Genomic DNA, 20894 nt, shown 5'->3' with positions numbered 1-20894 from the left:
TAGCCTGTGTTCGTCATGCCGATCGCCTGTTGATATCTCGAACGGCTCTCGCAGCTCGGACGATATCTGGCGCCTAGACCCAAGGGAGGGGGCCGGACGTGGGACGCCTCGTGCCTGCCGTGACCCGGGCTCTCGACATTCTTGAGCTCTTCCTCGACGGGGACGGGACTCTCTCCGCCCCCGACATAGTGCGCAGACTCCAGCTGCCGCGCACCACCGTGCACGAACTGGTGACCACGCTCTCCGCCCGGTCGTACATCGTGCCCGTACCCGGACAGCCCGGACGATACCGGCTCGGGGTGCGCCCGTACCAGCTCGGCAGCCGGTACGCCGAGCAGCTCGACCTCGCCGCCGAGGGCCAGCAGGTCGCCCGGTCCGTCGCCGAGACCTGTGACGAGACCGTCCATGTGGCGATCCTCGAGGGCACCGACGTCATCTACATCGCCAAGGTCGACTCCACGCACGCGGTCCGCATGGTCTCCGCCGCCGGCCGCCGGCTCCCCGCCCACTGCACCTCGGTCGGCAAGATGCTGCTGGCCTCGCTGCCGGATCAGGAGCTGAGCGCGCGCATCCCGGAGGACGCCGACCTCGTCGCGATGACCCCGAACAGCATCACCGAGCCGGACGCGCTGCGCGAGGCTCTCACCACGATCCGCGCGCGCGGTATCGCCGTGGAGAGCCGCGAGTCCAATCCGGACGTCTCCTGCGTCGCCGCGCCGGTCCGCGACCGTACCGGCCAGGTCGTCGCGGCGCTGTCCATCTCGGTCCCGATGATCCGCTGGAGCGACGAGCGCCGCGGCGAGCTGGAGCAGCTCGCGGCCAAGGGCGCCGCCGAACTCTCCGAGCGCCTCGGCCACCGGAGCCTCGCATGACGGCATACACGACGTACACGGCGTACGAGGTCGCGGTGGCGGCGGAGGCGACGCTCGGCGAGGGCCCGACATGGGACGCGGCGACCGGCCGCCTCATCTGGATCGACGTCCTGGGCGCGCGGATCCACACCTACGACCCGGCCACGGGCGACCGTACGATCCGCACCGCGGAGCAGCACATCGGCGCGGTCAAGCCCCGCGCGAACGGCGGCCTGGTCCTCAACCTCCGCGACGGCGTCGGCCTCCTCGACCCCGACGACACGTTCCGCTGGCTGCACCACGAGCCGGTCCCCGGCCGCCGCGCCAACGACGCGGCGGTGGCGCCGGACGGCTCCCTGTGGGCGGGCACGATGCGCTACGACGAGACGCCGGGCGGGGGCACGCTGTCCCGGGTGGCCGCCGACGGCTCGGTCACGACCCTGCTCCCCGATGTCACGGTCAGCAACGGGACGGGCTGGAGCCCGGACGGCAGCCGCGTGTACTACGTCGACACGCCGACGTGCCGGGTGGACGTCTTCGACTACGACGGCGAACTCCCCGTCAACCGCCGCCCGCTGGTGACCATCGAGGAGGGTGCCGGCTTTCCCGACGGTCTGACGGTCGACGCGGACGGCTGTGTGTGGGTGGCGCTGTGGGACGGGGGAGCGGTGCGCCGCTACACGCCTGACGGCGAGCTGGACCGGGTGATCACCCTTCCGGCGTCGCGTACTACGGCCTGTGCGTTCGGCGGCGCCGATCTGACCGACCTGTATGTCACGACGGCGCGGGTGGGGCTGGAGCGTCCGCATCCGACGGCGGGCTCTCTGCTGGTGATTTCGGGCGCGGGGAAGGGCGTGGCCCAACCGGCGTTCGCGGGGTAGAGGCCGGCACGGCTGTGGTCACCGGCAGCCGCCGTCACTCAGTACGGCAACGCTCTCCGCCCGTACCGCCGCCCGCGCCCGTACCGCCTCGATCTCCTCCGGATGCCGCAGGGCCCGGGACAACGCCCCGATCTCCTGGAGGAGGCGGGTGGCGTCCGGGCCGTCGGCCGGGTCGGGCGTACGCCCCCTCGTGTCGAGGGCGTCCAGGATGCCGACCGCGGAGGCAAGCGCCCGGGCTCGTTCGGGCCGGTGGCCGAGGCCGAGCGCGGCGTCGTAGGAGCGCCGGGCGAGGTCGGCGTCGATGCGCCGGGTCAGGGGCAGGAGTACGTCCCGGATGAAGGTCTCGCGTCTCGTCAGCCGCAGCTCGGGCGTGGCGTGCAGCGTGAAGGGGATGCCGTCGCCCTGCACGGTCCGTGTCAGCCGGTACAGCGGCCGCAGTTCGCGGTGGGCTTGCCGGACCCGCCAGCGGTCGTGCAGGTACTGGCCGGCGTGGGGCAGGATGAAGCCGGCGGCGATGGTGATGGCGGCGAGGGCGGCGACGGGCGGGGCCAGGTCGGTGCTGAGCCAGTCCAGGTCCGCGCCGGCCCAGCGGGCGGCGACCGCGGTCAGCTTGGCCGCGTCGAAGATCTGGTTCAGGCCGTAGCCGACGCCGAGCAGCTTCAGTCCCCAGCGCAGCCAGGCGTCGAGGCCCTCCGTGCACACCCAGTTCCAGATCAGCCACGAGGTGATGAGGCAGGCCACGGTGTGGGCGACGAGGTAGAGCAGGATCTCCTCGCCCATGAACGGGGTGGTGGCGTAGTACGTGTCCAGGTCCCGCAGCCGCTCCACGGGCGTGTCGGCGAGCGCGAACAGCAGCCACAGGGCGGCGATCACCCCGCAGTAGGCGGAGATCACCCAGCGGATCGCGCGCCGGGTGGCCGCGGAGCGGTCGGACAGGCTGTTGCGCCAGGCGATGATCAGCAGCAGGCAGGCGGCGCTGACCGCGGTGAGCAGCGAATAGCACCAGGGCGCCGAGATGTTGGGCACGCCGGCCCACCGGTTCACGGCGGCGATCGTCGAGGGGATGCAGAACACGAACACGGCGCAGCCGAGCAACAGCAGTCCGCCGACCGCGCGCAGCAGCGGATCCCGCCACAGCCGGATGATGGTGGGCAGCTTGATCACCAGGGCGGTGGTCAGCACCGCGGCGGGGATCCAGAAGGAGATGTAGAACTGGCTGAGGAGTCCTGACGGGCCGGTGACGGTCACCGCGCCGCTCCGCCGCGCCCGCGGTAGCCGAGGGTCCGCTGGACGGGGTGGGACGGGGAACGGCGCGGCTGCTCGAGGTAGGGCCGGAAGGCGGTCGCCAGCCGGTACCCGAAGTCGTCGGCCTCGGCCTCGTCGGCCTGCCGGGAGCCGTTGCGCGCGGCCGCCGTCAACGCCATGTCCCGCCAGCCGGGCCGGCCGGCCAGCGCGCGTGCCGCCTCCGGGCCGACCCCGTGCTGATGGCGGTGGCCGGTGTGCAGATGCCACAACTCGTGCCCGAGGATGACCAGTTGCTGCACGGCCTCGGCCCGCTCCTCGACGATGACCAGGTCGAAGTCGTGGAACTCCACCCACAGTCCGGTGACCTCGATCTCGTCCGGGAACCGCTCGAACCGCAGTTCCACCGGCCGCCCGGTGCGCAGTGCGGTCATCTCCTCGCACACCGCCCGGCACAACTCGCCCACTCCGGCGGGCTGTCGGGGCCGGGCGCGGACGGCGGCGGTGAGGTCGGCGGCGAGGACGCGCATCTGTGCACCCGGCCGGGAGTGCCGCAGCCTCGCGGCGATCCGGGCCCACCGGTGCCGCGCGCCGGCCAAGTCCATCGCTCCCCCTTCGCACCGCCCCACGGCGGTCACCGCGCTGCGTCGGCCGGTCCGAGATTACGCGTCCGGATGTGTCCGCGTCATGCGATCCGACGACGGTGGTTCACCTCGGAACTACCGCGGGTGCAGGAAAGTCCCGCCGGACCCATTGACGCGGAAGCGCTTCGATCTTACGGTCCCGTTCGAAGTTACGGGCACAAGTCGATATATCGAACAACTGGCACCGAACAAGCCATACCGAAGAAGTTCCTCGAAAGTCTCGAAAGTAAGGGCAGGCAATGGGACGACCTGGCCTCAGTCGCAGGCAACTACTGGGCACGGCAGGAGGGTTGGCGGTCGCGGCCAGCTTCGGCTTCGCGGCCCTCGGCACCGGCGCCGACGCACTGACATCGAGCGCGCGCACGCGCGTCCGCTACTGGAACCTCTTCAGCGGCGGCGACGGCTACAACATGATCGCGATGCTGGACGCCTTCCGTAAGGCGCACCCGGACATCGCGGTGAAGGACTCCACCCTCCAGTGGGGCAACCCCTTCTACACCAAGCTCGCCATGGCGGCCGCCGGCAACCGCGCACCGGACCTCGGCGTCATGCACATCGGCCGGGTCGCCGGTTTCTCGCCGGGCCGCCTCCTGGACGCCTGGGACGTCGACCTGCTCGCCAAGTACGGCCTGCGGCGACAGGACTACAACCCCAGGCTGTGGCAGCGCGGGCTCATCGACGGCAAGCTGTACGCCCTTCCGCTCGACGTCCACGTCCAGCTCTGCTTCTACCGCAAGGACGTACTGAAGAAGGCGGGCCTGCTCGGCCCCGACGACCGGATCGTCCCGGTCACATCCACCGACGACTGGTTCGGTGTGCTCAAGGAGGCCAAGAAGGCCACGAGGAAGGGCCTGCAGACCATCGGCCTGTGGATCAACGACCAGAACTTCCAGTGGTGGTTCTTCGTCGCCTTCTACACCCAGCTCGGCGGCACCTGGTTCGACGACGCCGACACCGAGGTCACCTTCGACACCGACAAGGCCACCCAGGTCCTGGAGTTCCTGCGCCGGCACGTCACCGACGGCTACGCCGACCCGACCATGGGTTCCGTCGGCGCCGAACAGTTCATCAACGGCGCCCCGTTCGCCTGGGAGGGAAACTGGTCGGTGCCGGTCTACAACGCGGCGAAGCTCGACTACGGCGCGATCCCGCTGCCGCCCGTCTTCGGCAGGCAGGCCACCCACGCCGAGTCGCACTCCTTCGTCCTGCCGCACCAGTCCGACCGCGGCGGCGCCACCGACGAGGCGGCCCACCGACTCGCCGCCTACGTGGTCACCCACGCCCAGCAGTGGGCGGCCGGCGGCCACATCCCCGCGTACACGCCGACCCTGTCGACGGCCGCCTACAAGAAGCTGTACCCGCAGAACGAGTACGTCTCGGCCATGGACCACCAGGCCAACGAGCCCAAGGTGTGGTTCGCGGGCTCCACCGGCATCCTCGCCCAGCGCATCGGCCCGATCGTCGTCTCCTCGACGGTGGGCTCCGCAAAGCCCGACGCGGCGGCCGGCCGGATGAGGAGCGAGCTCGCCAAGCTGCTCGCGATGAAGAACCCCATGGACGGCAGGACCGCCGCGCAGGGAGGTACGGCCGCATGACGACCGCCGAGACCGTTTTCGCCCCGGCCCGCGCCAAGGCCGCCGCCGACAGTGCCACCGTCCGCCGCAGGCAGGGCTTCCAGCACGGCGGCTGGTTCGTGGCGCCCTTCCTCGTCCTCTTCACACTCTTCGTGATCTGGCCGCTGCTGCGTGGCATCTACCTCAGCTTCACGGACGCCAACATCACCGGCGCGGGCGCGAGCTTCATCGGCCTCGACAACTACCGCGAGGCCCTCAAAGACCCGCTGATGTGGGACGCCCTCGGCCACAGCGCGTACTTCACGCTCCTGGTCGTACCCTGCATCACGGTCCTCGCCTTCCTCCTGGCGATGCTCGCCCACCACATCGAGCGCGGCAAGTGGCTGTGGCGTCTGTGCTTCTTCGTGCCCTTCCTGCTCCCCTCCACCGTCGCCGGCAACCTCTGGCAGTGGCTGTTCAACCCCGGCACGGGAATGATCAACTACATCTTCGGCATCGACACACCATGGCTCACCGACAAGTCGTTCGCGATGCTCGCCATCGTCATCGAGACCCTGTGGTGGACGGTCGGCTTCAGCTTCCTGCTCTACCTCGCCGCGCTCCAGTCCATCCCCGGGCACCTCTACGAGGCCGCGAAGCTGGACGGCGCGGGCGCCTGGCACCGCATGGTCCACATCACCCTGCCGATGCTGCGCAACATCACCGGCCTGGTCATCGCCCTGCAGATCCTCGCCTCGCTCCAGGTCTTCGACCAGGCCGTGGTCATGATGGACTTCGGCCCCGGACCGGAGAACTCGACCCGCACCTTCGTGCAGTACACCCTCGAAGAGGGCTTCACCAGCTACCGCGTGGGCTACGCCTCCGCGATCTCCGTCATCTTCTTCGTGATCATCGCCGCCGTCGCCCTCGCGAGGATGTGGCTGCTGCGCGACCGCACCGAGGAGGCCTCCCGATGACCACGGCCGTACAGCGCCGCAAGTCCACCTGGACACCGAGCCAGATCGTCCTCACCCTTCTCGGCACGGCCGTCTCCGTCGTCTTCCTCGCCCCGCTCGCCTGGGGGTTGTTCACCTCCCTCAAGCCGGAGACCGAGGCCGTCGAGGTGCCGCCGCACTGGCTGCCCGAGCACTGGACGGTCAAGGCGTGGCAGGCCCTCATCGACACCGGCAACATCACCGACTGGTTCGTGAACTCCCTGGTCGTCTCGGTCTGCGTGACGTCCGTCGTCCTGCTGGTGAGCGCGCTCGCCGGATACGGCTTCGCCCGCACCGAGTTCCGCGGCAAGGGCCTGCTGATGGCTCTGGTCATGTCCGGCCTGATGGTGTCTCCGGCGGTCCTCGGCGTCCCCCTGTTCACCACGGTCCAGCAGATGGGGATGGTCGACACCTACTGGGGCATGATCCTTCCCCAATGCGCGCCCGCCGCCATGGTCTACATCCTCTACAAGTTCTTCCAGGGCATCCCACGCGAACTGGAGGAGGCGGCCTTCATCGACGGCGCGGGCCGCTGGCGGGTCTTCTTCACGATCGTCCTCCCGCTCTCCCGCCCCTCTCTCGCCGCGGTCGGCATCTTCACCTTCATCGCCTCCTGGAACAACTTCCTGTGGCCCTACATGGTGACCAACAACCCCGACCTGATGACCATGCCGAACGGCATCGCGACCGTCATGAACTCCTACGGCATCCAGTGGGCCCAGCTCATGGCCGGCGGCCTCATGGCAGGCCTGCCGCTGATCGTCGTCTTCGTCTTCTTCCAGCGCCAGATCGTGGCGGGCGTCGCCCACACGGGCCTGGCCGGCCAGTGAGGAGCAAGAGTTGAAGCGCTTCCACAGACTCGCCGCACTACTGGCGGCGACCGCCATCGCCCTCCTCCCCACCACCGCCTCCGCCGACGTCGCCTACCCCGACCCCCTCCCCCTCACCGGGCAGCAGATCATCCACGACCCCACGGTCCACCAGCTCAGCGACGGCCAGTACGTCGCCTACTCCACCGGAGGCATCATCGGCGCCCGCCTCTCCACGAACCTCCGCGACTGGACCGATGCGGGCAACGCCTTCACCGCACCGCCGAGTTGGTGGTACGACTACAACGCCACCGCCGACCCCTGGGCCCCCGACCTCTCCTACCGGGACGGCCGTTACTGGCTCTACTACGCCGTCTCCTCCTGGGGCACCAACCACTCCGCGATCGGCGTGGCCACCTCCCCGTCCGGTCTCCCCGGCACCTGGACCGACCACGGCCCCGCCTTCACCTCCGAGACCACCGACTCCTGGAACGCCATCGACCCGGCGCTCGTCCGCGCCGACGGCGAACTGTGGATGGCGTTCGGCTCGTACTGGACGGGCATCCGCATGGTGCGGCTCGACCCCAAAACCGGCAAGGCGATCCCCGGAGCCACGGTCACCCACCTGGCCACCCGCCCGGACGCCCCCTACGCGGTGGAAGGCGCGTCGATCCTCCATCACGGCCGCTACTACTACCTCTTCGCGTCCTACGACGCCTGCTGCGCGGGCGTGAACTCGACCTACAAGATCAGAGTGGGCCGCTCGACATCGGTGACGGGCCCGTATGCCGACAGCACGGGAACGCCGATGCTGGAGGGTGGCGGTGACCTGTTCCTGTCCTCGCACGGCCGCTACACAGGCCCGGGCGGCGAATCCACGTTCCACACCCATGGCAGAACCTGGCTGGCCTACCACTACTACGACGCGACCGACAACGGCACCCCGAAGCTGGGGCTGAACGCGCTGAGCTGGACGAGAGACGGCTGGCCGGCGCCCCTTTAGGGGCGCGGTGCCGTGTCCATGTGCGGCTCCGCCGCGTGGGCGCGACCAGTCACAGACCACCCGCACCCGCCCACGACCGATCAACCACCCACCCCGAAAGGCGAACATTGCGCACCGCCCGCTTCACCCTCGACCCCGCCTTCACCATCGGAGAAGTCAACCCCCGCCTCTTCGGCTCGTTCGTCGAACACCTCGGCCGCTGCGTCTACACCGGCATCTACGAACCGACGCACCCCACAGCAGACGACGCCGGCCTCCGCACAGACGTCCTCGACCTCGTCCGCGAACTGGGCGTCACCACCCTCCGCTACCCCGGCGGCAACTTCGTCTCGGGCTACAAGTGGGAAGACTCCGTCGGCCCGGCAGCGGAGCGCCCCCGCCGCCTCGACCTCGCCTGGCACTCCACCGAGACCAACCAGTTCGGCCTCTCCGAATACATCGCCTTCCTCAAGAAGGTAGGCCCCCAGGCCGAGCCCATGATGGCGCTGAACCTCGGCACCAGGGGTGTCGCCGAGGCCCTGGAACTCCAGGAGTACGCCAACCACCCCGCCGGCACCGCCCTCTCCGACCTCCGTGCCGCCCACGGCGACAAGGACCCCTTCGGCATCAGGCTCTGGTGCCTGGGCAACGAGATGGACGGCCCCTGGCAGACAGGCCACAAGACGGCCGAGGAGTACGGCCGTATCGCCGCCGAGACCGCCCGCGCCATGCGCCAGATCGATCCCTCCGTGGAACTGGTCGCCTGCGGCTCGTCCAGCCAGTCGATGCCGACGTTCGCCCAGTGGGAGGCCACGGTCCTGGCCGAGGCCTACGACCTGGTCGACTACATCTCCCTGCACGCCTACTACGAGCCACAGGACGGCGATCTCGACTCCTTCCTCGCCTCGGCGGTCGACATGGAGTCGTTCATCGAGAACGTGGTCGCCACCTGCGACCACATCGGCGCCCGCCTGAAGTCCAGGAAGAGGATCAACCTCTCCTTCGACGAGTGGAACGTCTGGTACACGTCCCGCTGGGAGGAGCACGCCGAGGACCACGACCCGTCCGACTGGCCGCAGGCCCCCCGTCTCCTGGAGGACAACTACAGCGTCCTGGACGCGGTGGTCTTCGGCTCCCTCCTCATCGCCCTGCTCCGGCACGCCGACCGCGTCACGGTGGCCTGCCTGGCCCAGCTGGTCAACGTCATCGCCCCGATCATGACGGAGCCGGGCGGTCCGGCCTGGCACCAGACGACGTTCTTCCCCTTCGCCCAGGCATCGCGGTGCGGCGGGGGCCAGGTCCTGGACGTGCGCGTGGACTCACCGACGTACGAGACGAAGAAGTACGGCGAGACGAGCCTGCTGCACGCGACGGCGGTCAGGGCCGACGACGGCACGGTCACGGTCTTCGCCGTCAACCGCAGCCAGACAGAGCCGCTGCCCCTCGAAATCGCCCTGAGCGGGCTGGACCTGACCCGGGTGACCGAGCACAGCGTCCTGTCGGACAAGGACCCCGACGCCCGCAACACACTGGAGGAACCGGACAGGGTGGCCCCACACCGGGCCGAGGGCACGGCTCTGAACGACGGCACCCTCACCGCCGCTCTGGAACCCCTGTCCTGGAACGTGATCCGCCTGGCGTAGAGGGCCACCTAACGGCCGGGGGAGTCCACCCCCACCACGGGCACTCCTCCGGCCGCGCTCCCCAGCAATTCAAGCCGTACCGCCCCCGGGCCGACCTCACTCGTCCCATCCGAAAGCACGGCCAACGCCAACGAGTTACTGCCCCGAGTCCGCAGAATCCCGTTAGGCAGCACGAACGTATGCTGCGGCCCCACATCGTTGACGTACTGCCCCAGGTTCCAGCCGTTCAGGAAGATCTGCACCCGATAGGCCCGCGCCGGATCGTCCTCCAGCACCAGCCCCACCGACGCGTCGACCCCGTCCGGTACGGCCGGCCGGAAGCCGGTCCGGTACCAGGTGACGCCCATCCCCTTGTCCGCGCGCGGAAGTTCGACCCGCTCCCACTCCGCGTCGGCGAAGCCGGGCAGATGCCAGCCCTCCCGCTCCCCGTAGAGCCCGCCGTTGTTCAGCGGCCCCCGCACCGGATCCGGGGCGCCGGCCCCCTGGATCCGCCAACTCACCTTCGGGGAAGCCCCCTTGAACGTCACGGCGGTCAGTCCACGCGCCACCTTGTGGGTGTCCAGGGACCGGCCGTCCATGTCGTGCTGCATCCGCCGTACCAGCACGGACAGCACATGCTGCCGTTGCCTGCGCTGCCTCTTCTGCAACCCGGCGACGGAGAACTCGGCCGTGGCCGCCCAACTGCCCTGCCGGACCGTCTTGGTGTCCGGTACCGGCATCCGGTGCGAACCGAGCGGCTTCCCGTCCAGCCAGGCCATCAGCATGCCCTGGGTGCCCGTGCTGTAGGCGAGGGAGATGGATTCCAGGTCCTCGAAGCCGCCGTCCACCCGGGCCCGGTACCAGACGTCCCCGTAGTGGAAGCCGTAGTCGTCGGCGAACAGCACCGGCTGCCCGTCCGGGACGGGCGTCGTACTGAACGACGTCTTCTTGTCCGCGGCCACCCACGAGGAGTCGTCGAAGCGCACCTCCGCTTCGGGGTTCTCGGCCTTCCGGCGCCAGTCGGCAAGGACCGGCAGCGCCGGCTTCGGCGCCCCCGCCAGATCCGACTCGGCGACCAGGCTCTCCGAGAGGCCCACCCGGGTCCGTACCGGCCGCCCGTTCCAGGTGACCGAGGTGATCCCGCGTAGCCCCCACACCTCCAGGCCACTCTCCGCGACCGTGTCCCCGGTGAGCTGCACGGTCCCGCCACTGATCTTGGCGTGGCGCAGCAGCGCCGGGCCGTAGACCAGCAGGGTGCCGGACGGGGTGTCGTACGGGAACAGCCGTACCGAGGTCGCGTCGTCGGCGAAGAGCAGGAGCAGCGGGGTGTCGCTCTCGCCGCGCTGGACCAGGACCCGGGTGAGCCCGCCCTGGCCGAGCGGCACGGTGACATGCAGGACGCCCTGGTCGTAGACCCAGGCCGCCTCGGGGTCGAGGCGGGTGACATACGGCTCGGTCGGGCACTCGAGGACCAGGTGCGCCATCTCGCCGTACCGGCCGGTGAACACGGCGATGTCCTGCCGGCCGGCGGTGAACACGGCCATCGGCTGGGCGGTGGCGTACCGCAGCTTGCGTTTGCCGAGGGAGAGCCCGGTGGTGATGAGCCGGGCGTCGCGGGCCGGGACGGTGACCTCGATGTCGTCCCCCCCGTCCCGCTTGAGGGTCCTCAGCGTGGACGTCACCTCGTCCGCACCGTCGTTGCGCAGCACGTACACATGCGCCTGGGTGTCCGGGTTGGTGAGGTGGTACGTCTTCAGCCCGTCCGCGCGGACGTCCGCCGCGCGCTCCAGCTTGGCGAAGTCGGGGACGCGTTGGAGGAGGTGGCCGAGCTGGTGCATCGGCGCGATCTTCGCCGTGACGTTGCGGGCCTCGTCGATGGCCGCCCCGTAGTCGTACGACGTGTAGACGACCGGCGCCGGCAGCCAGCCCCAGGTGGTGCCGCCGTAGGTCATGTAGACGTTGTGGAGGGTGAGGCCGTTGGCGAGGTTGGTGAGGTAGAAGCGGCGTTCGTAGGCGGCGTCCCGGGTGCGCCGGGACTCGGCGTACCCCTTGCCGCCGAACTCGACCCCGCCCCACGGATCGAACCAGCCACCCCCGAACTCCGGCACGAACCCGGGCGTACGGGGGCTGGCGGTCGCGCCGCCCTTGAGGCCGCCGGTCCCGAAGTCGCCCCAGTCCGGCGGGGTCTGGGTGGGGGCGGGGTAGCCGTCGAAGCCGTACAGCCACTTCCCGGTCTCGCCGCCGGTGTCGAAGGAGCCGGGGATCCAGTAGCCGTTGCGGCCCTTGTCGTTGTGGAAGAGGGGGACGTCGATGCCGTCCGCCCGCACCTTCTTGTACAGGTGGGACATGTAGGCGGGGCCGGCCGGGTCGGCGACATGGCCGTCGTACTCGTTCTCGATCTGGTACAGCAGGACGGTCCCGCCGCCGTCCGTGTGCTGGTGGCGGCGCACGATGCGGTTGACGGCCGTCAGCCACGCGTCGACGTGCCCGAGGTAGCTCGGGTCGGTGGTGCGGGCCGAACCCCGTGTGGCGGTGAGCCAGCCGGGGAAGCCGCCGGCGTCGACCTCGGCGTTGATGTAGGGGCCGGGACGGAGGATGACGTACAGCCCGGTCTCGGCGGCCGTGCGCAGGAACAGGTCCAGGTCGCGGACGCCGGTGAAGTCGAACGTGCCGGGCGCGGGGGAGTGGTAGTTCCACGCCACGTAGATGCTGACGGTGTTGTAGCCGTGCGCCCGCATCTTCTCCAGCACGTCCCGCCACAGCGACGGGCTCGGCAGCCGGAAGGGGTGCAGTTCGCCGGACCAGACGACGAGCCGCCGGCCGTCGACGACGAGGGAGTAGTGGTCGTAGCCGATCGCGTGCCGCCGCCCGTCGGCGCTGGGCGGGGCGGGTGCCGGGCCGGTCGGCACGGTGCGCGCCGCGTACGCCGAGGGCGCCCCGGGCCCGCCGCTGCCGCCCAGGGCGAAACCGAGCGCGGCCGAGCCTGCGAGGGCACTGAAAGTACGTCTGCTGAGTGCCAAGGGATCCTCCCGGGCGATCTTACGGGGCGCGGGTGCGGCCATTGTCCACGGGAGTACGCCCCACAATGGACGCATGAGGATCTCGGCACGAGCGGATTACGCGGTACGGGCGGTCCTGGAGCTCGCCGTACGGCAGGACGACGGCCCGGTCAAGGCGGAGGAGATCGCCGGGGCGCAGGACATCCCGCACAAATTTCTGGAGGGCATCCTGGGGGACCTCCGGCGCGCCGGGATCGTCGACAGCCGGCGTGGCGGGGGCGGCGGCTACCGGCTGGCCCGCGACGCGTCCGCGATCACCGTGGCCGACCTCATCCGGGCGGTGGACGGCCCGATCGTCTCGGTACGCGGCGAACGCCCGACGGGTCTGGCCTACACCGGCACCGCCCAGCCGCTCCTGCCCCTGTGGATCGCGCTCCGCGCGAACGTCCGCAGGATCCTCGAAGGCGTCACCGTGGCGGACATCGCGGCGGACGCCCTGCCGGAGCCGGTACGGGCGCTGGCCGCGGAGCCGGCGGCATGGGAGAACCCCTAGAGGACCCCTGGAGGGTGCTCGTGACGGGCTGTGAAATCCGGTGTTGTGAATGGCCGGAGTTCGCCCTGACCGGTCGGCGCGGGGGTTCCTACGATGCGAGCGCCCCGGTCTTCACAGGAAACTCACAGGTCCTTCAAAGGTGAACCGCATCGAACCACGAAGGGCGTGCGGGTCCTGCGGCCGAGGGTGTCACCCCCCACTCGATCACCGAACTGGAGAGACCATGAGACGTGGACTCCTGCTCGGCGGAGCGCTCACCGCGCTGCTCACCGCCGGGTTGCCCGCTCAGGCCAAGGCCTCGTCGTCACCCGTCTTCGACGACCCGCCGCCGGACAAGATCGTGATCAACGTCGCCACGGTGAACGGCTCCGGCTGCCCGCAGGGCACCACCGCCGTCGCCGTCTCCGAGGACAACGAGGCCTTCACCGTCACCTACAGCGACTACCTCGCTCAGGCCGGCGGCAACTCCGACCCCACCGCCTTCAGGCGCAACTGCCAGCTCAACCTGGTCGTTCATGTGCCGCAGGGCTTCACGTACGCCATCGCCAGCGCCGACTACCGCGGCTTCGCCTCCCTCCAGCAGGGCGCCACCGGTACCCAGCGTGCCTCGTACTACTTCCAGGGCTCGTCCAACACGGCCGCCGCGAGCCACCCCTTCAAGGGCCCCTACGACGACAACTGGCAGGCCAACGACACCACCGACTGGGCCCAACTGGTCTGGGCGCCCTGCGGAGTCCAGCGCAACTTCAACATCAACACCGAGCTGCGGGTGGCCGCGGGGAGCGCGAACCCCGGCAAGGTCAGCTTCATGACCATGGACTCCACCGACGGTGACATCAGCACCGTGTACCACCTGGCCTGGAAGGACTGCCCCAAGTAGCGGTAGCAGGCCGCCGCTCCGGTCGAAGCCGGCCGGGAAGACCCGCGGCAGCGCGTGCGAGGTCCATGACCGGACCGCCGCGGTGGCCGGAAGGTCGCGCAGCAGCAGGTTGTTGCGGGCGTGCGGTCCGTCCAGGAACAGGATGGTGCAGATATCGTCGCCGCCACCGAGAACGTCCGCCCAGATCGTGTCGGGGCGGCGGGCCAGGGTGGCGGCGACGGCGCTGATCCGGTTGGGCTTGCGTCGGAGGCTCGCCGCAGATCGCCGACCACCACGCGGCCGGCGGCAACGCGACCCACGTCTACGAGTCGACTACCGGCCGGCCGAGGACCCGCACGCCCTGGGCGCCACCCACTGCGGCGAACTGCCCTTCCTCTTCAACACGTTCGACGCCTACCCGGACAGCCCGATGCTCGGCGAGGCGGAGCGGACCAGCGCGCCCTGGGGCGCTACTTCACCCCCGGCCACGCCTCCTGCGAACAGGCCGCCCACGCCTGCGGAGTCCCGGTGGGCACGGTCCGCAGCCGACTCGGCCAGGGCCGCGCCAAGCTCGCCCTCACTCTCGCCGCCACGGCGGACGCCCCGCACGCCGACGCCGGCCACCGGGTCCACGCCTGCCGCATGGAGGCCCACCGGATGCTCGACACCGCCTCGCGGTGACGGGGACGCCCGGACAAGCAGGGGGCTCATCCCCGGGCCCCCGCCGTCGCCCGGAACGTGTTCCGGTACGCCTGCGGGGACACCCCGATCGTCGCGTGCAGGTGCTGCCGCAGGGAGGTGCCCGTGGCGAAGCCGACCTCCGCCGCGATGCGGTCGATCCCCAGGTCGCTGGTCTCCAGCAGATGGCGGGCCCGGTGCACCCGCTGCTGGATCAGCCAGCGTCCGGGGCTGACGCCGGTCTCGTCCTGGAAGCGGCGCGCGAAGGTGCGCTGGCTCATCCGGGCGTGCTCCGCCAACTCCCGCAGGGCCAGCGGACGTTCGAGGTTCGCCAGGGCCCAGGCCCGGGTGGCCGCCGTACCGGTGGTGCCCTCGTCCGGCACCGGCTGCTCGATGTACTGCGCCTGGCCGCCGTCCCGCCACGGCGGTACGACACACTGCCGGGCCACACTGTTGGCGACCGCGCTGCCGTGGTCGGACCGGACGATGTGCAGACAGACGTCGACACCGGAGGCGGCGCCCGCGGAGGTCAGGACGTCACCGTCGTCGATGAACAGCACCCCGGGATCCAGGAGGACGTGGGGAAACATCCGCCGGAACCGGTCGGCCAGCGCCCAGTGCGTCGTCGCGGGCCGCCCGTCGAGCAGTCCCGCCGCCGCGAGCGTGAACGCCCCCGTGCAGATGGAGACGATCCGGGCGCCGGGCCGGATCCGAGCGAGCGCGGCGGCCACCGGCTCGGGCACCTCGTCCGAGATCCGCGCCATGTCGTACGGCGGTACGACCACGGTGTCCGCACTCTCCAGCACCTCGGGCCCGTGCCCCACGGTGACCGTGAAGTCGGCACTGGTCGCCACCGTACGGTCGTCCGTCGCCGCACAGGTCAGCACGTCGTAGGCACCGGGGACGCCAGGGAAGACCCGGTTCGGGATGCCCAGCTCGAAGGGATATACCCCGTCGAGGGCGAGCACGACGACCCGGTGGGGCCGGGTCTTGAGGAAGTCGATGGCGGGCATGGCACGATCCTATCGTTCCCCGTCCATATGGCCATCGGCCGGAAAGGTGTTTGACGCCTTTCGGCGCCCGGTGGTCGGATGCCGCCCATGAGTGCAGGGCAGATGCATCCCGGTACGCACCCCCTCGACGACGGCCTTGTACGACGACTGATCGCCGGGCGCTTTCCCCAGTGGGCGGGATCGGCGGTGCGGCGATGGCCCTCCGGTGGCACCGTCAACGCGATGTACCGGCTCGGCGCGGACATGGTCGTGAGGCTGCCCCTGGTGAAGGGCGGGGCGGAGGACGTGACGAGGGAGCGGGAGTGGCTGCCCCGCCTCGCGCCCCACCTGCCCGTTCGCATCCCCGAGGTGCTTGGTGCCGGGGAGCCGGCCCAGGGATATCCGTGGCCGTGGTCGGTGTACCGGTGGCTGCCGGGTGAGCTTCCCGAACCGGGGGCCCTGAGCGAGCCCGTGCTGCTCGCCGAGGATCTGGCCGCGTTCGTGACGGCGATGCGGAGCATCACGCTGCCGGCCGGACCGCGGGCACACCGGGGCGGGCCGCTCTCCTCGCTCGACGCGGAGACCCGGGCGGCGATCGGGGAACTGCGCGGGATCCCGCAGGAGGACGTCGACTGCGACGCCGCGGCCGCGGTGTGGGAGGAGTCGCTGGGGGTCCCGGACCGGGACGGGCCACCGGTATGGCTGCACGCCGACCTCATGCCGGGCAACCTGCTGGTCGACGACGATGGCAGGCTGGCTTCCGTCATCGACTTCGGGTGTGCGGGGGTGGGCGACCCGGCCTGCGATCTGTTCCCGGCGTGGAACCTGCTGCCGCCCGAGGGCAGGGAGGCCTTCCGCGAGGCGCTGGCCGTGGACGACGCGACGTGGGTCCGCGGGCGGGCCCGTACCCTCTCGCAGGCGCTGATCGCGCTGCCGTACTACCGCACGACGAACCCCGCGATGGCACAGGGCGCCCGGCATGTGATCCGGGCGGTACTGGACGAAGGCTGAGGAGGCCGGGCGCCACTGACGCCCTGGCGGAACGGCGGCCGCCCGCACCCGGCGTCGTACGACCGCCTGGGCCGCTGGACGACGGCGGGCGCGGGCTCGTCCTGGTGGCCGCGCCGGCCGATCGGCCGGAGGTGCTGAGTCAGCCGGCGGGCGCAGGGCGGACGGCGACGCGCACCGGTCGTCGCGCCCGCCCCCGGGCGCGCACGTCGCCGTCTACGCGGCCGAGGCGAGTTCGGCTCGGCCGAACAGCAGGGCGTAGCCGTTGGGGAGCTGGTGGAGGATGCGGGTGATCAGGGTGGGGCCGGCGTAGGCGGCGACGGCGGAGAAGACGGAGCCGGTGTCCCAGCGGGTGGTGGCCAGGGAGGCGCCGGTTCGGGCGGCGAGGTCCTTGACGAAGGCCCAGCCGGTCAGCGGCTGGGTGCTGGGGATCTGCGTGGTCAGTACGCGTGCGGCTTCCAGGGGCAGGCAGCCGGCCAGGTCGACGCGTTCCTCGCCGGTCAGCTGGCGCCCCAGTCCGGCAAGGACCAGGCGAACGACTTCGTCGGCTCTCTCGAGGGTGGGGTAGGCGCCCTCGTAGCGGACCTTCTCCAGCATCTGCTGGTATGCCGTCCCGTACGACTGCTGGCCGGGTGCGTGCCGGTCGGAGATCACGGGGGTGGTTGCCTTTCTTGCTGTGGCCGGTGTTCGGGCACCGGAGTGCGTGATGGTCAGGTGGGCTGGGGGCGGCCGAAGAGCAGGTCGTAGCCGACGGGGAGCTGGAGCAGGATCTGGCCCAGCAGGTCCTCGCCGGCGGCGTCGGCGACGGTGGACAGCACGGCGCTGACGTCCCAGGCCGCGGTCTGCTCGGTGGCGCCTTCGATCCACGCGGCGGTTGCGCGGACGAACCGCTCCGGGGACAGCGGCTCGGCGCTCTGCAACGGGTTGAGCAGGATCAGGGCGAACTCCTCGGGCAGGCACGCCGCCAACTGGGCGCGGACGCCGCCGACCAGGTGCGCGCCGAGCAGGGCGAGCACCACACGGGCCGCGCGCTCCGCTTCCGTCGGACTGCCGTACTCGCCGCGTTCCTTCACGTGGCCGAGGAACGCTTCGCGTCGCAGGGTCATCTCGGCCGCCGCCCCTTCTTCTTCGGACTGTCCACGGGGTGCGGAGAGCGGGATGAGGGGGAGATCGGATGCCCGCCCTCCGCACGCGTCCGGCCGGTGTCAGCCGGAGATCTCCTTGCGGCCGGATCCGACGCCGATGGAGATCTTGCGCGGCTTGGCGCGCTCGGCGATCGGGATGCGCAGGGTGAGCACGCCCGCGTCGTAGTCGGCCTGGATGTGCTCGGTGTCCAGGGTGTCGGCGAGCACGAGCTGGCGGGAGAAGACACCCAGCGGCCGCTCGGACAGTTCCATCTGGACGTCGTCGGCCTTCGAGACCGGCCGCCGCTCGGCCTTGACGGTGAGCATGTTCCGCTCGACGTCGATGTCGATCGCGTCCGCGGCGACGCCCGGGAGATCGAAGGCCACCACGTACTCGTCGCCCTCGCGGTAGGCGTCCATCGGCATCGCCGACGGGCGGGACCAGGTGCCCGGACCCATCAGCTGCTGAGCGAGCCGGTCCAGCTCACGGAAGGGGTCAGTGCGCATCAACATCGTGAAAACACCTCCAGCGGGTTCAGGCAGTTGCTGCCAATGCGCCTCACTGACACCGTTGTAACATGTCGTCCAATGGATGACAAACACAATGTCGTCGACGTGATGACAGCACGAGGGAGGTGCCCGTGGCCGCAGCCGACCAGCCGTCCACGACCAGTACGAACGACTGCAGCCCGGCGTCGTTCCTCGCCGCCGCGGCGGCCCTGCACGCCATAGACGACGCCCTGCGCGACGCCCAGCGAGAGGCACCGGACAGCCCCGACGCGCCCGGCCCCGGGCCGGAGCAGGCGCTGGCCTCCCTCGTGCTGCTGCGGCAGGTGCGCGAGCAGCTCGCCGGATGGGAGACCGGTCTGATCGAAACCGCCCGCGACGCGGGAGCCAGCTGGGCCGACCTCGCCCACCCTCTCGGCGTCGCCAGCCGCCAGGCCGCCGAACGCCGCTACCTGCGCGGCCGCCCCGGCCCCGCCGGAACCACCGGCGAGCAGCGCGTCCAGGCCACCCGCGAACGTCGCGCCGCCGAACGCACCACCGCGAACTGGGCCCGCGACAACGCAGCCGACCTGCGCCGCATCGCCGGCCAGATCACCGCCCTCACCGACCTGCCCGTCACGGCCCGCAACCCGCTCAGCCGGCTCCACGCGGCCCTCGCCCACGACGACCCCGCCGAGCTCATCGGCCCCCTCGGCGACACCCGCGCCCACCTGACCACCACCCACCCCGACCTCGCCGCACAACTCGACACCCTCACACCTCCCTGAACCCGCCCTCCCTTTTCAGCTGGGCTTCACCTCCACGGCATCCGGACGACGGCTTTCGTCCGGCCGGTGTTTCCCAGCGGCACGGGGCCCGTTGGTAGCGTCGGCGTACCCCGTGCCGTCCCACCGAGAGAGACCTGATGCCCCCGACGATCCGCAGGGCCGTGATCCCCGCCGCCGGACTCGGCTCCCGTCTGCTGCCGCTGACGAAGGCCACGCCGAAGGAAATGCTCCCGGTCGGCGACAAACCGGTGATCGAGCACACCGTGCGGGAACTGGTGGACTCCGGCATCACCGACATCACCATCGTCGTCTCGGGCGGCAAGAGCCTGATCCAGGACCACTTCCGGCCCAACCCCGGGCTCGTGGAGCAGCTGCGCGCCGACGGGAAGACCGCCTACGCGGACGCCGTCGAGGAGGTCGCCGAGCTGGCCCGCCGCGGTCACATCACCTACCTCGACCAGCACGGCCCGTACGGCAACGGCACACCCGTGCTGAACGCCGCCCGCTCCTTCGGCGACGAGCCCGTCCTGGTGCTCTGGCCGGACGACGTGTTCGTCGCCGACGTTCCCCGCTCCCAGCAGCTGATCCACGCCTACGAGCAGACCGGCTGCCCGGTGCTGGCCCTGCTGCCGATGGACCCCGCCGACTCCCAGCGCTACGGCGTGCCCATCGTCAAGGAGGACCTCGGCGACGGCCAGCTGCGCATCACCGGCCTGGTCGAGAAGCCCGCGCCGGCCGACGCGCCGTCCCCGTACGCGGCCATCGGCGGTTATGTCATCACCCCCGGCATCGTCGACGAGCTGCGGGAGCAGACCCGCCGCTGGTACGAGCACCGGACCGGCGAGGTGTACCTGACCGACGCCATCAACGCCTACGCCGCCAGCCGGGCCGTGTACGGGCAGGTCATCCAGGGCCGCTGGTACGACACCGGCAACCCGGCCGACTACCTCGTCGCCCAGATGGCCTTCGCCCTCGCCCATCCCGAGTACGGGCCTGTCCTGCGCGGTCTCGTCCGCGGGCTCGACGAGGAGCTGGAGGACGCGCCGAATACGGTATGATCGTCTCAGAGCCGGTCGCCGTACTTCCGGTGGCTGGTACTGCGTTGGTGGTCCAAGGAAAGACGCCCCGCTTCCTGTGGGGAGATGCAGGTGCAAGGCCTGCCCGGCGCTCCATCCGGTGCCCGTCCGCATGATGCGGACGGGCACCGTGCGTTATGCGCGTTGACGAGAACCGAGCGATCCCGCAACAGAGCGAGTCTGCGGCCGCGCATTCATGCACTGCGCGGGCACCAGCAGTGCGCTGACGGACGAATGTCACCAGTGCGCCGGTCCTGGGGTGGTGGCGCCCGAGAAGAGCCCCACCACAGGAAGTACGCGATGAGCGACCCGAAGAAGGCCTGACCGATCTGGTCCTTTCCACGTCGACGGAACACGCGCCGGTCGACGCGCCCTTGGACGCGATCGACATCGCCGACTGGCTGCTGAACCTGCCGGCCGATGTCGATCAACGTGGAGATGATCGGCACCGGGCCGGTGATCCAGCACTACGTCGCCGAGATGGCAGGGACAACGGCGACGGCACCGTCACCTACACCAATCAGGTCACCAGCCACCCCACGCAGGAACTCATGGAGTTCGACGAAAGGAACGGCGTGACGTTCGAGGAGGCCGCGGCCGCACGGCAGGCCGCCTCCGGCGATCTCTGCCGACGGGAAACACCGCTGTACGCCGCGAGCATCGCGCGCCACGCGCGAGCCAAGACAGGACGGTGACGCGCCACCGGGTCAAAGCCCGGTAGGAGCGCGGGGCCGTATCGATGTGCGGCTACC

General features: G+C 70.6%; 21 protein-coding genes. 14 read left to right on the top strand and 7 right to left on the bottom strand.

Features of this window, described 5'->3' with window-relative positions:
- Positions 1-98: 98 nt before the first annotated feature.
- Positions 99-872, top strand: coding sequence for an IclR family transcriptional regulator (locus ABTY98_RS00915; protein WP_352218708.1), 774 nt, complete (start codon positions 99-101; stop codon positions 870-872).
- Complete coding sequence (locus ABTY98_RS00910; protein ID WP_352218707.1) at positions 869-1732, top strand: SMP-30/gluconolactonase/LRE family protein; 864 nt, start codon at positions 869-871, stop codon at positions 1730-1732. The genes ABTY98_RS00915 and ABTY98_RS00910 overlap by 4 nt, the downstream gene beginning before the upstream one ends.
- Positions 1733-1750: 18 nt before the next feature.
- Here the strand turns inward: ABTY98_RS00910 and ABTY98_RS00905 are convergent, their stop codons facing one another.
- Together ABTY98_RS00905 and ABTY98_RS00900 are read right to left on the bottom strand one after the other, a co-directional pair.
- Positions 1751-2980 carry a DUF6545 domain-containing protein gene (locus ABTY98_RS00905; protein WP_352218706.1) on the bottom strand — a complete coding sequence of 410 codons (1230 nt, stop codon included), beginning with the start codon at positions 2978-2980 and terminating at the stop codon, positions 1751-1753.
- Complete coding sequence (locus ABTY98_RS00900; RefSeq protein ID WP_352218705.1) at positions 2977-3579, bottom strand: toxin-antitoxin system, toxin component family protein; 603 nt, start codon at positions 3577-3579, stop codon at positions 2977-2979. The genes ABTY98_RS00905 and ABTY98_RS00900 overlap by 4 nt, the downstream gene beginning before the upstream one ends.
- Positions 3580-3857: 278 nt before the next feature.
- Between ABTY98_RS00900 and ABTY98_RS00895 the strand changes: the two genes are divergently transcribed.
- From ABTY98_RS00895 to arfA, 5 genes are all read left to right on the top strand, one after another.
- The gene (locus tag ABTY98_RS00895; protein ID WP_352218704.1) at positions 3858-5213 is read left to right on the top strand and encodes an extracellular solute-binding protein; all 1356 of its coding nucleotides are present in this window, start codon (positions 3858-3860) and stop codon (positions 5211-5213) included.
- Complete coding sequence (locus ABTY98_RS00890) at positions 5210-6148, top strand: carbohydrate ABC transporter permease (RefSeq protein WP_352218703.1); 939 nt, start codon at positions 5210-5212, stop codon at positions 6146-6148. The genes ABTY98_RS00895 and ABTY98_RS00890 overlap by 4 nt, the downstream gene beginning before the upstream one ends.
- Positions 6145-6996 carry a carbohydrate ABC transporter permease gene (locus tag ABTY98_RS00885; protein ID WP_352218702.1) on the top strand — a complete coding sequence of 284 codons (852 nt, stop codon included), beginning with the start codon at positions 6145-6147 and terminating at the stop codon, positions 6994-6996. Before ABTY98_RS00890 ends, ABTY98_RS00885 begins: the two co-directional genes overlap by 4 nt.
- A 10-nt stretch (positions 6997-7006) precedes the next feature.
- Positions 7007-7978, top strand: a complete 972-nt coding sequence (locus ABTY98_RS00880; protein WP_352218701.1) for an arabinan endo-1,5-alpha-L-arabinosidase — start codon at positions 7007-7009, stop codon at positions 7976-7978.
- A gap of 107 nt (positions 7979-8085) precedes the next feature.
- Positions 8086-9600, top strand: coding sequence for an arabinosylfuranosidase ArfA (gene arfA, locus ABTY98_RS00875; RefSeq protein ID WP_352218700.1), 1515 nt, complete (start codon positions 8086-8088; stop codon positions 9598-9600).
- Between the two features lie 8 nt (positions 9601-9608).
- On the opposite strand, the gene ABTY98_RS00870 is transcribed toward arfA, so the two are convergent.
- Positions 9609-12599 carry a beta-galactosidase gene (locus tag ABTY98_RS00870; RefSeq protein WP_352218699.1) on the bottom strand — a complete coding sequence of 997 codons (2991 nt, stop codon included), beginning with the start codon at positions 12597-12599 and terminating at the stop codon, positions 9609-9611.
- A 73-nt stretch (positions 12600-12672) separates the two neighbouring features.
- On the opposite strand from ABTY98_RS00870, the gene ABTY98_RS00865 reads away from it, so the two are divergent.
- The 3 genes from ABTY98_RS00865 (at position 12673) to ABTY98_RS00855 (ending at position 14671) form a co-directional block, all read left to right on the top strand.
- On the top strand, positions 12673-13131 hold the full coding sequence (locus tag ABTY98_RS00865; RefSeq protein WP_352218698.1) for an RrF2 family transcriptional regulator: 459 nt from the start codon (positions 12673-12675) through the stop codon (positions 13129-13131).
- Between the two features lie 223 nt (positions 13132-13354).
- Positions 13355-14011, top strand: a complete 657-nt coding sequence (locus ABTY98_RS00860) for a DUF4360 domain-containing protein (protein WP_352218697.1) — start codon at positions 13355-13357, stop codon at positions 14009-14011.
- A 507-nt stretch (positions 14012-14518) separates the two neighbouring features.
- Positions 14519-14671: a hypothetical protein gene (locus ABTY98_RS00855; protein WP_352218696.1), complete on the top strand. Its 153-nt coding sequence runs from the start codon at positions 14519-14521 to the stop codon at positions 14669-14671.
- A 26-nt stretch (positions 14672-14697) separates the two neighbouring features.
- On the opposite strand, the gene ABTY98_RS00850 is transcribed toward ABTY98_RS00855, so the two are convergent.
- Positions 14698-15681, bottom strand: a complete 984-nt coding sequence (locus tag ABTY98_RS00850) for a GlxA family transcriptional regulator (RefSeq protein WP_352218695.1) — start codon at positions 15679-15681, stop codon at positions 14698-14700.
- 87 nt (positions 15682-15768) lie between these two features.
- Here ABTY98_RS00850 and ABTY98_RS00845 point away from each other — a divergent pair, with 87 nt between their 5' ends.
- The gene (locus tag ABTY98_RS00845) at positions 15769-16671 is read left to right on the top strand and encodes an aminoglycoside phosphotransferase family protein (protein WP_352218694.1); all 903 of its coding nucleotides are present in this window, start codon (positions 15769-15771) and stop codon (positions 16669-16671) included.
- A gap of 213 nt (positions 16672-16884) precedes the next feature.
- Here the strand turns inward: ABTY98_RS00845 and ABTY98_RS00840 are convergent, their stop codons facing one another.
- From ABTY98_RS00840 to ABTY98_RS00830, 3 genes are all read right to left on the bottom strand, one after another.
- Positions 16885-17322, bottom strand: a complete 438-nt coding sequence (locus tag ABTY98_RS00840) for a DUF2267 domain-containing protein (protein ID WP_352218693.1) — start codon at positions 17320-17322, stop codon at positions 16885-16887.
- Positions 17323-17378: 56 nt separating this feature from the next.
- Positions 17379-17774, bottom strand: a complete 396-nt coding sequence (locus ABTY98_RS00835; RefSeq protein WP_352218692.1) for a DUF2267 domain-containing protein — start codon at positions 17772-17774, stop codon at positions 17379-17381.
- A 99-nt stretch (positions 17775-17873) separates the two neighbouring features.
- Positions 17874-18305, bottom strand: a complete 432-nt coding sequence (locus ABTY98_RS00830) for an Hsp20/alpha crystallin family protein (protein ID WP_352218691.1) — start codon at positions 18303-18305, stop codon at positions 17874-17876.
- A 128-nt stretch (positions 18306-18433) separates the two neighbouring features.
- Here ABTY98_RS00830 and ABTY98_RS00825 point away from each other — a divergent pair, with 128 nt between their 5' ends.
- The 3 genes from ABTY98_RS00825 (at position 18434) to ABTY98_RS00815 (ending at position 20837) form a co-directional block, all read left to right on the top strand.
- The gene (locus tag ABTY98_RS00825; protein ID WP_352218690.1) at positions 18434-19066 is read left to right on the top strand and encodes a type III effector protein; all 633 of its coding nucleotides are present in this window, start codon (positions 18434-18436) and stop codon (positions 19064-19066) included.
- A gap of 137 nt (positions 19067-19203) precedes the next feature.
- Positions 19204-20124 carry a UTP--glucose-1-phosphate uridylyltransferase gene (locus ABTY98_RS00820; protein WP_352218689.1) on the top strand — a complete coding sequence of 307 codons (921 nt, stop codon included), beginning with the start codon at positions 19204-19206 and terminating at the stop codon, positions 20122-20124.
- Positions 20125-20516: 392 nt separating this feature from the next.
- Complete coding sequence (locus tag ABTY98_RS00815; RefSeq protein ID WP_352218688.1) at positions 20517-20837, top strand: hypothetical protein; 321 nt, start codon at positions 20517-20519, stop codon at positions 20835-20837.
- The last annotated feature ends 57 nt before the right edge of the window (positions 20838-20894 follow it).

It is taken from the genome of Streptomyces sp. NPDC096040 (assembly GCF_040303265.1).
GTDB lineage: Bacteria > Actinomycetota > Actinomycetes > Streptomycetales > Streptomycetaceae > Streptomyces.
The sequence above is the reverse complement of the archived record's forward strand: the minus strand, read 5'-3'. Positions and strand labels throughout refer to the sequence as shown.

What these genes read in the sequence shown, in the direction of transcription:
- ABTY98_RS00860 (WP_352218697.1), top strand. Translation starts at nt 13,355, where the DNA reads ATGAGACGTGGACTCCTGCTCGGCGGAGCGCTCACCGCGCTGCTCACC.
- ABTY98_RS00895 (WP_352218704.1), top strand. Translation starts at nt 3,858, where the DNA reads ATGGGACGACCTGGCCTCAGTCGCAGGCAACTACTGGGCACGGCAGGA.
- ABTY98_RS00885 (WP_352218702.1), top strand. Translation starts at nt 6,145, where the DNA reads ATGACCACGGCCGTACAGCGCCGCAAGTCCACCTGGACACCGAGCCAG.
- ABTY98_RS00900 (WP_352218705.1), bottom strand. Translation starts at nt 3,579, where the DNA reads ATGGACTTGGCCGGCGCGCGGCACCGGTGGGCCCGGATCGCCGCGAGG.
- ABTY98_RS00850 (WP_352218695.1), bottom strand. Translation starts at nt 15,681, where the DNA reads ATGCCCGCCATCGACTTCCTCAAGACCCGGCCCCACCGGGTCGTCGTG.
- ABTY98_RS00835 (WP_352218692.1), bottom strand. Translation starts at nt 17,774, where the DNA reads ATGACCCTGCGACGCGAAGCGTTCCTCGGCCACGTGAAGGAACGCGGC.
- ABTY98_RS00830 (WP_352218691.1), bottom strand. Translation starts at nt 18,305, where the DNA reads ATGTTGATGCGCACTGACCCCTTCCGTGAGCTGGACCGGCTCGCTCAG.
- ABTY98_RS00890 (WP_352218703.1), top strand. Translation starts at nt 5,210, where the DNA reads ATGACGACCGCCGAGACCGTTTTCGCCCCGGCCCGCGCCAAGGCCGCC.
- ABTY98_RS00865 (WP_352218698.1), top strand. Translation starts at nt 12,673, where the DNA reads ATGAGGATCTCGGCACGAGCGGATTACGCGGTACGGGCGGTCCTGGAG.
- ABTY98_RS00845 (WP_352218694.1), top strand. Translation starts at nt 15,769, where the DNA reads ATGAGTGCAGGGCAGATGCATCCCGGTACGCACCCCCTCGACGACGGC.
- ABTY98_RS00910 (WP_352218707.1), top strand. Translation starts at nt 869, where the DNA reads ATGACGGCATACACGACGTACACGGCGTACGAGGTCGCGGTGGCGGCG.
- ABTY98_RS00820 (WP_352218689.1), top strand. Translation starts at nt 19,204, where the DNA reads ATGCCCCCGACGATCCGCAGGGCCGTGATCCCCGCCGCCGGACTCGGC.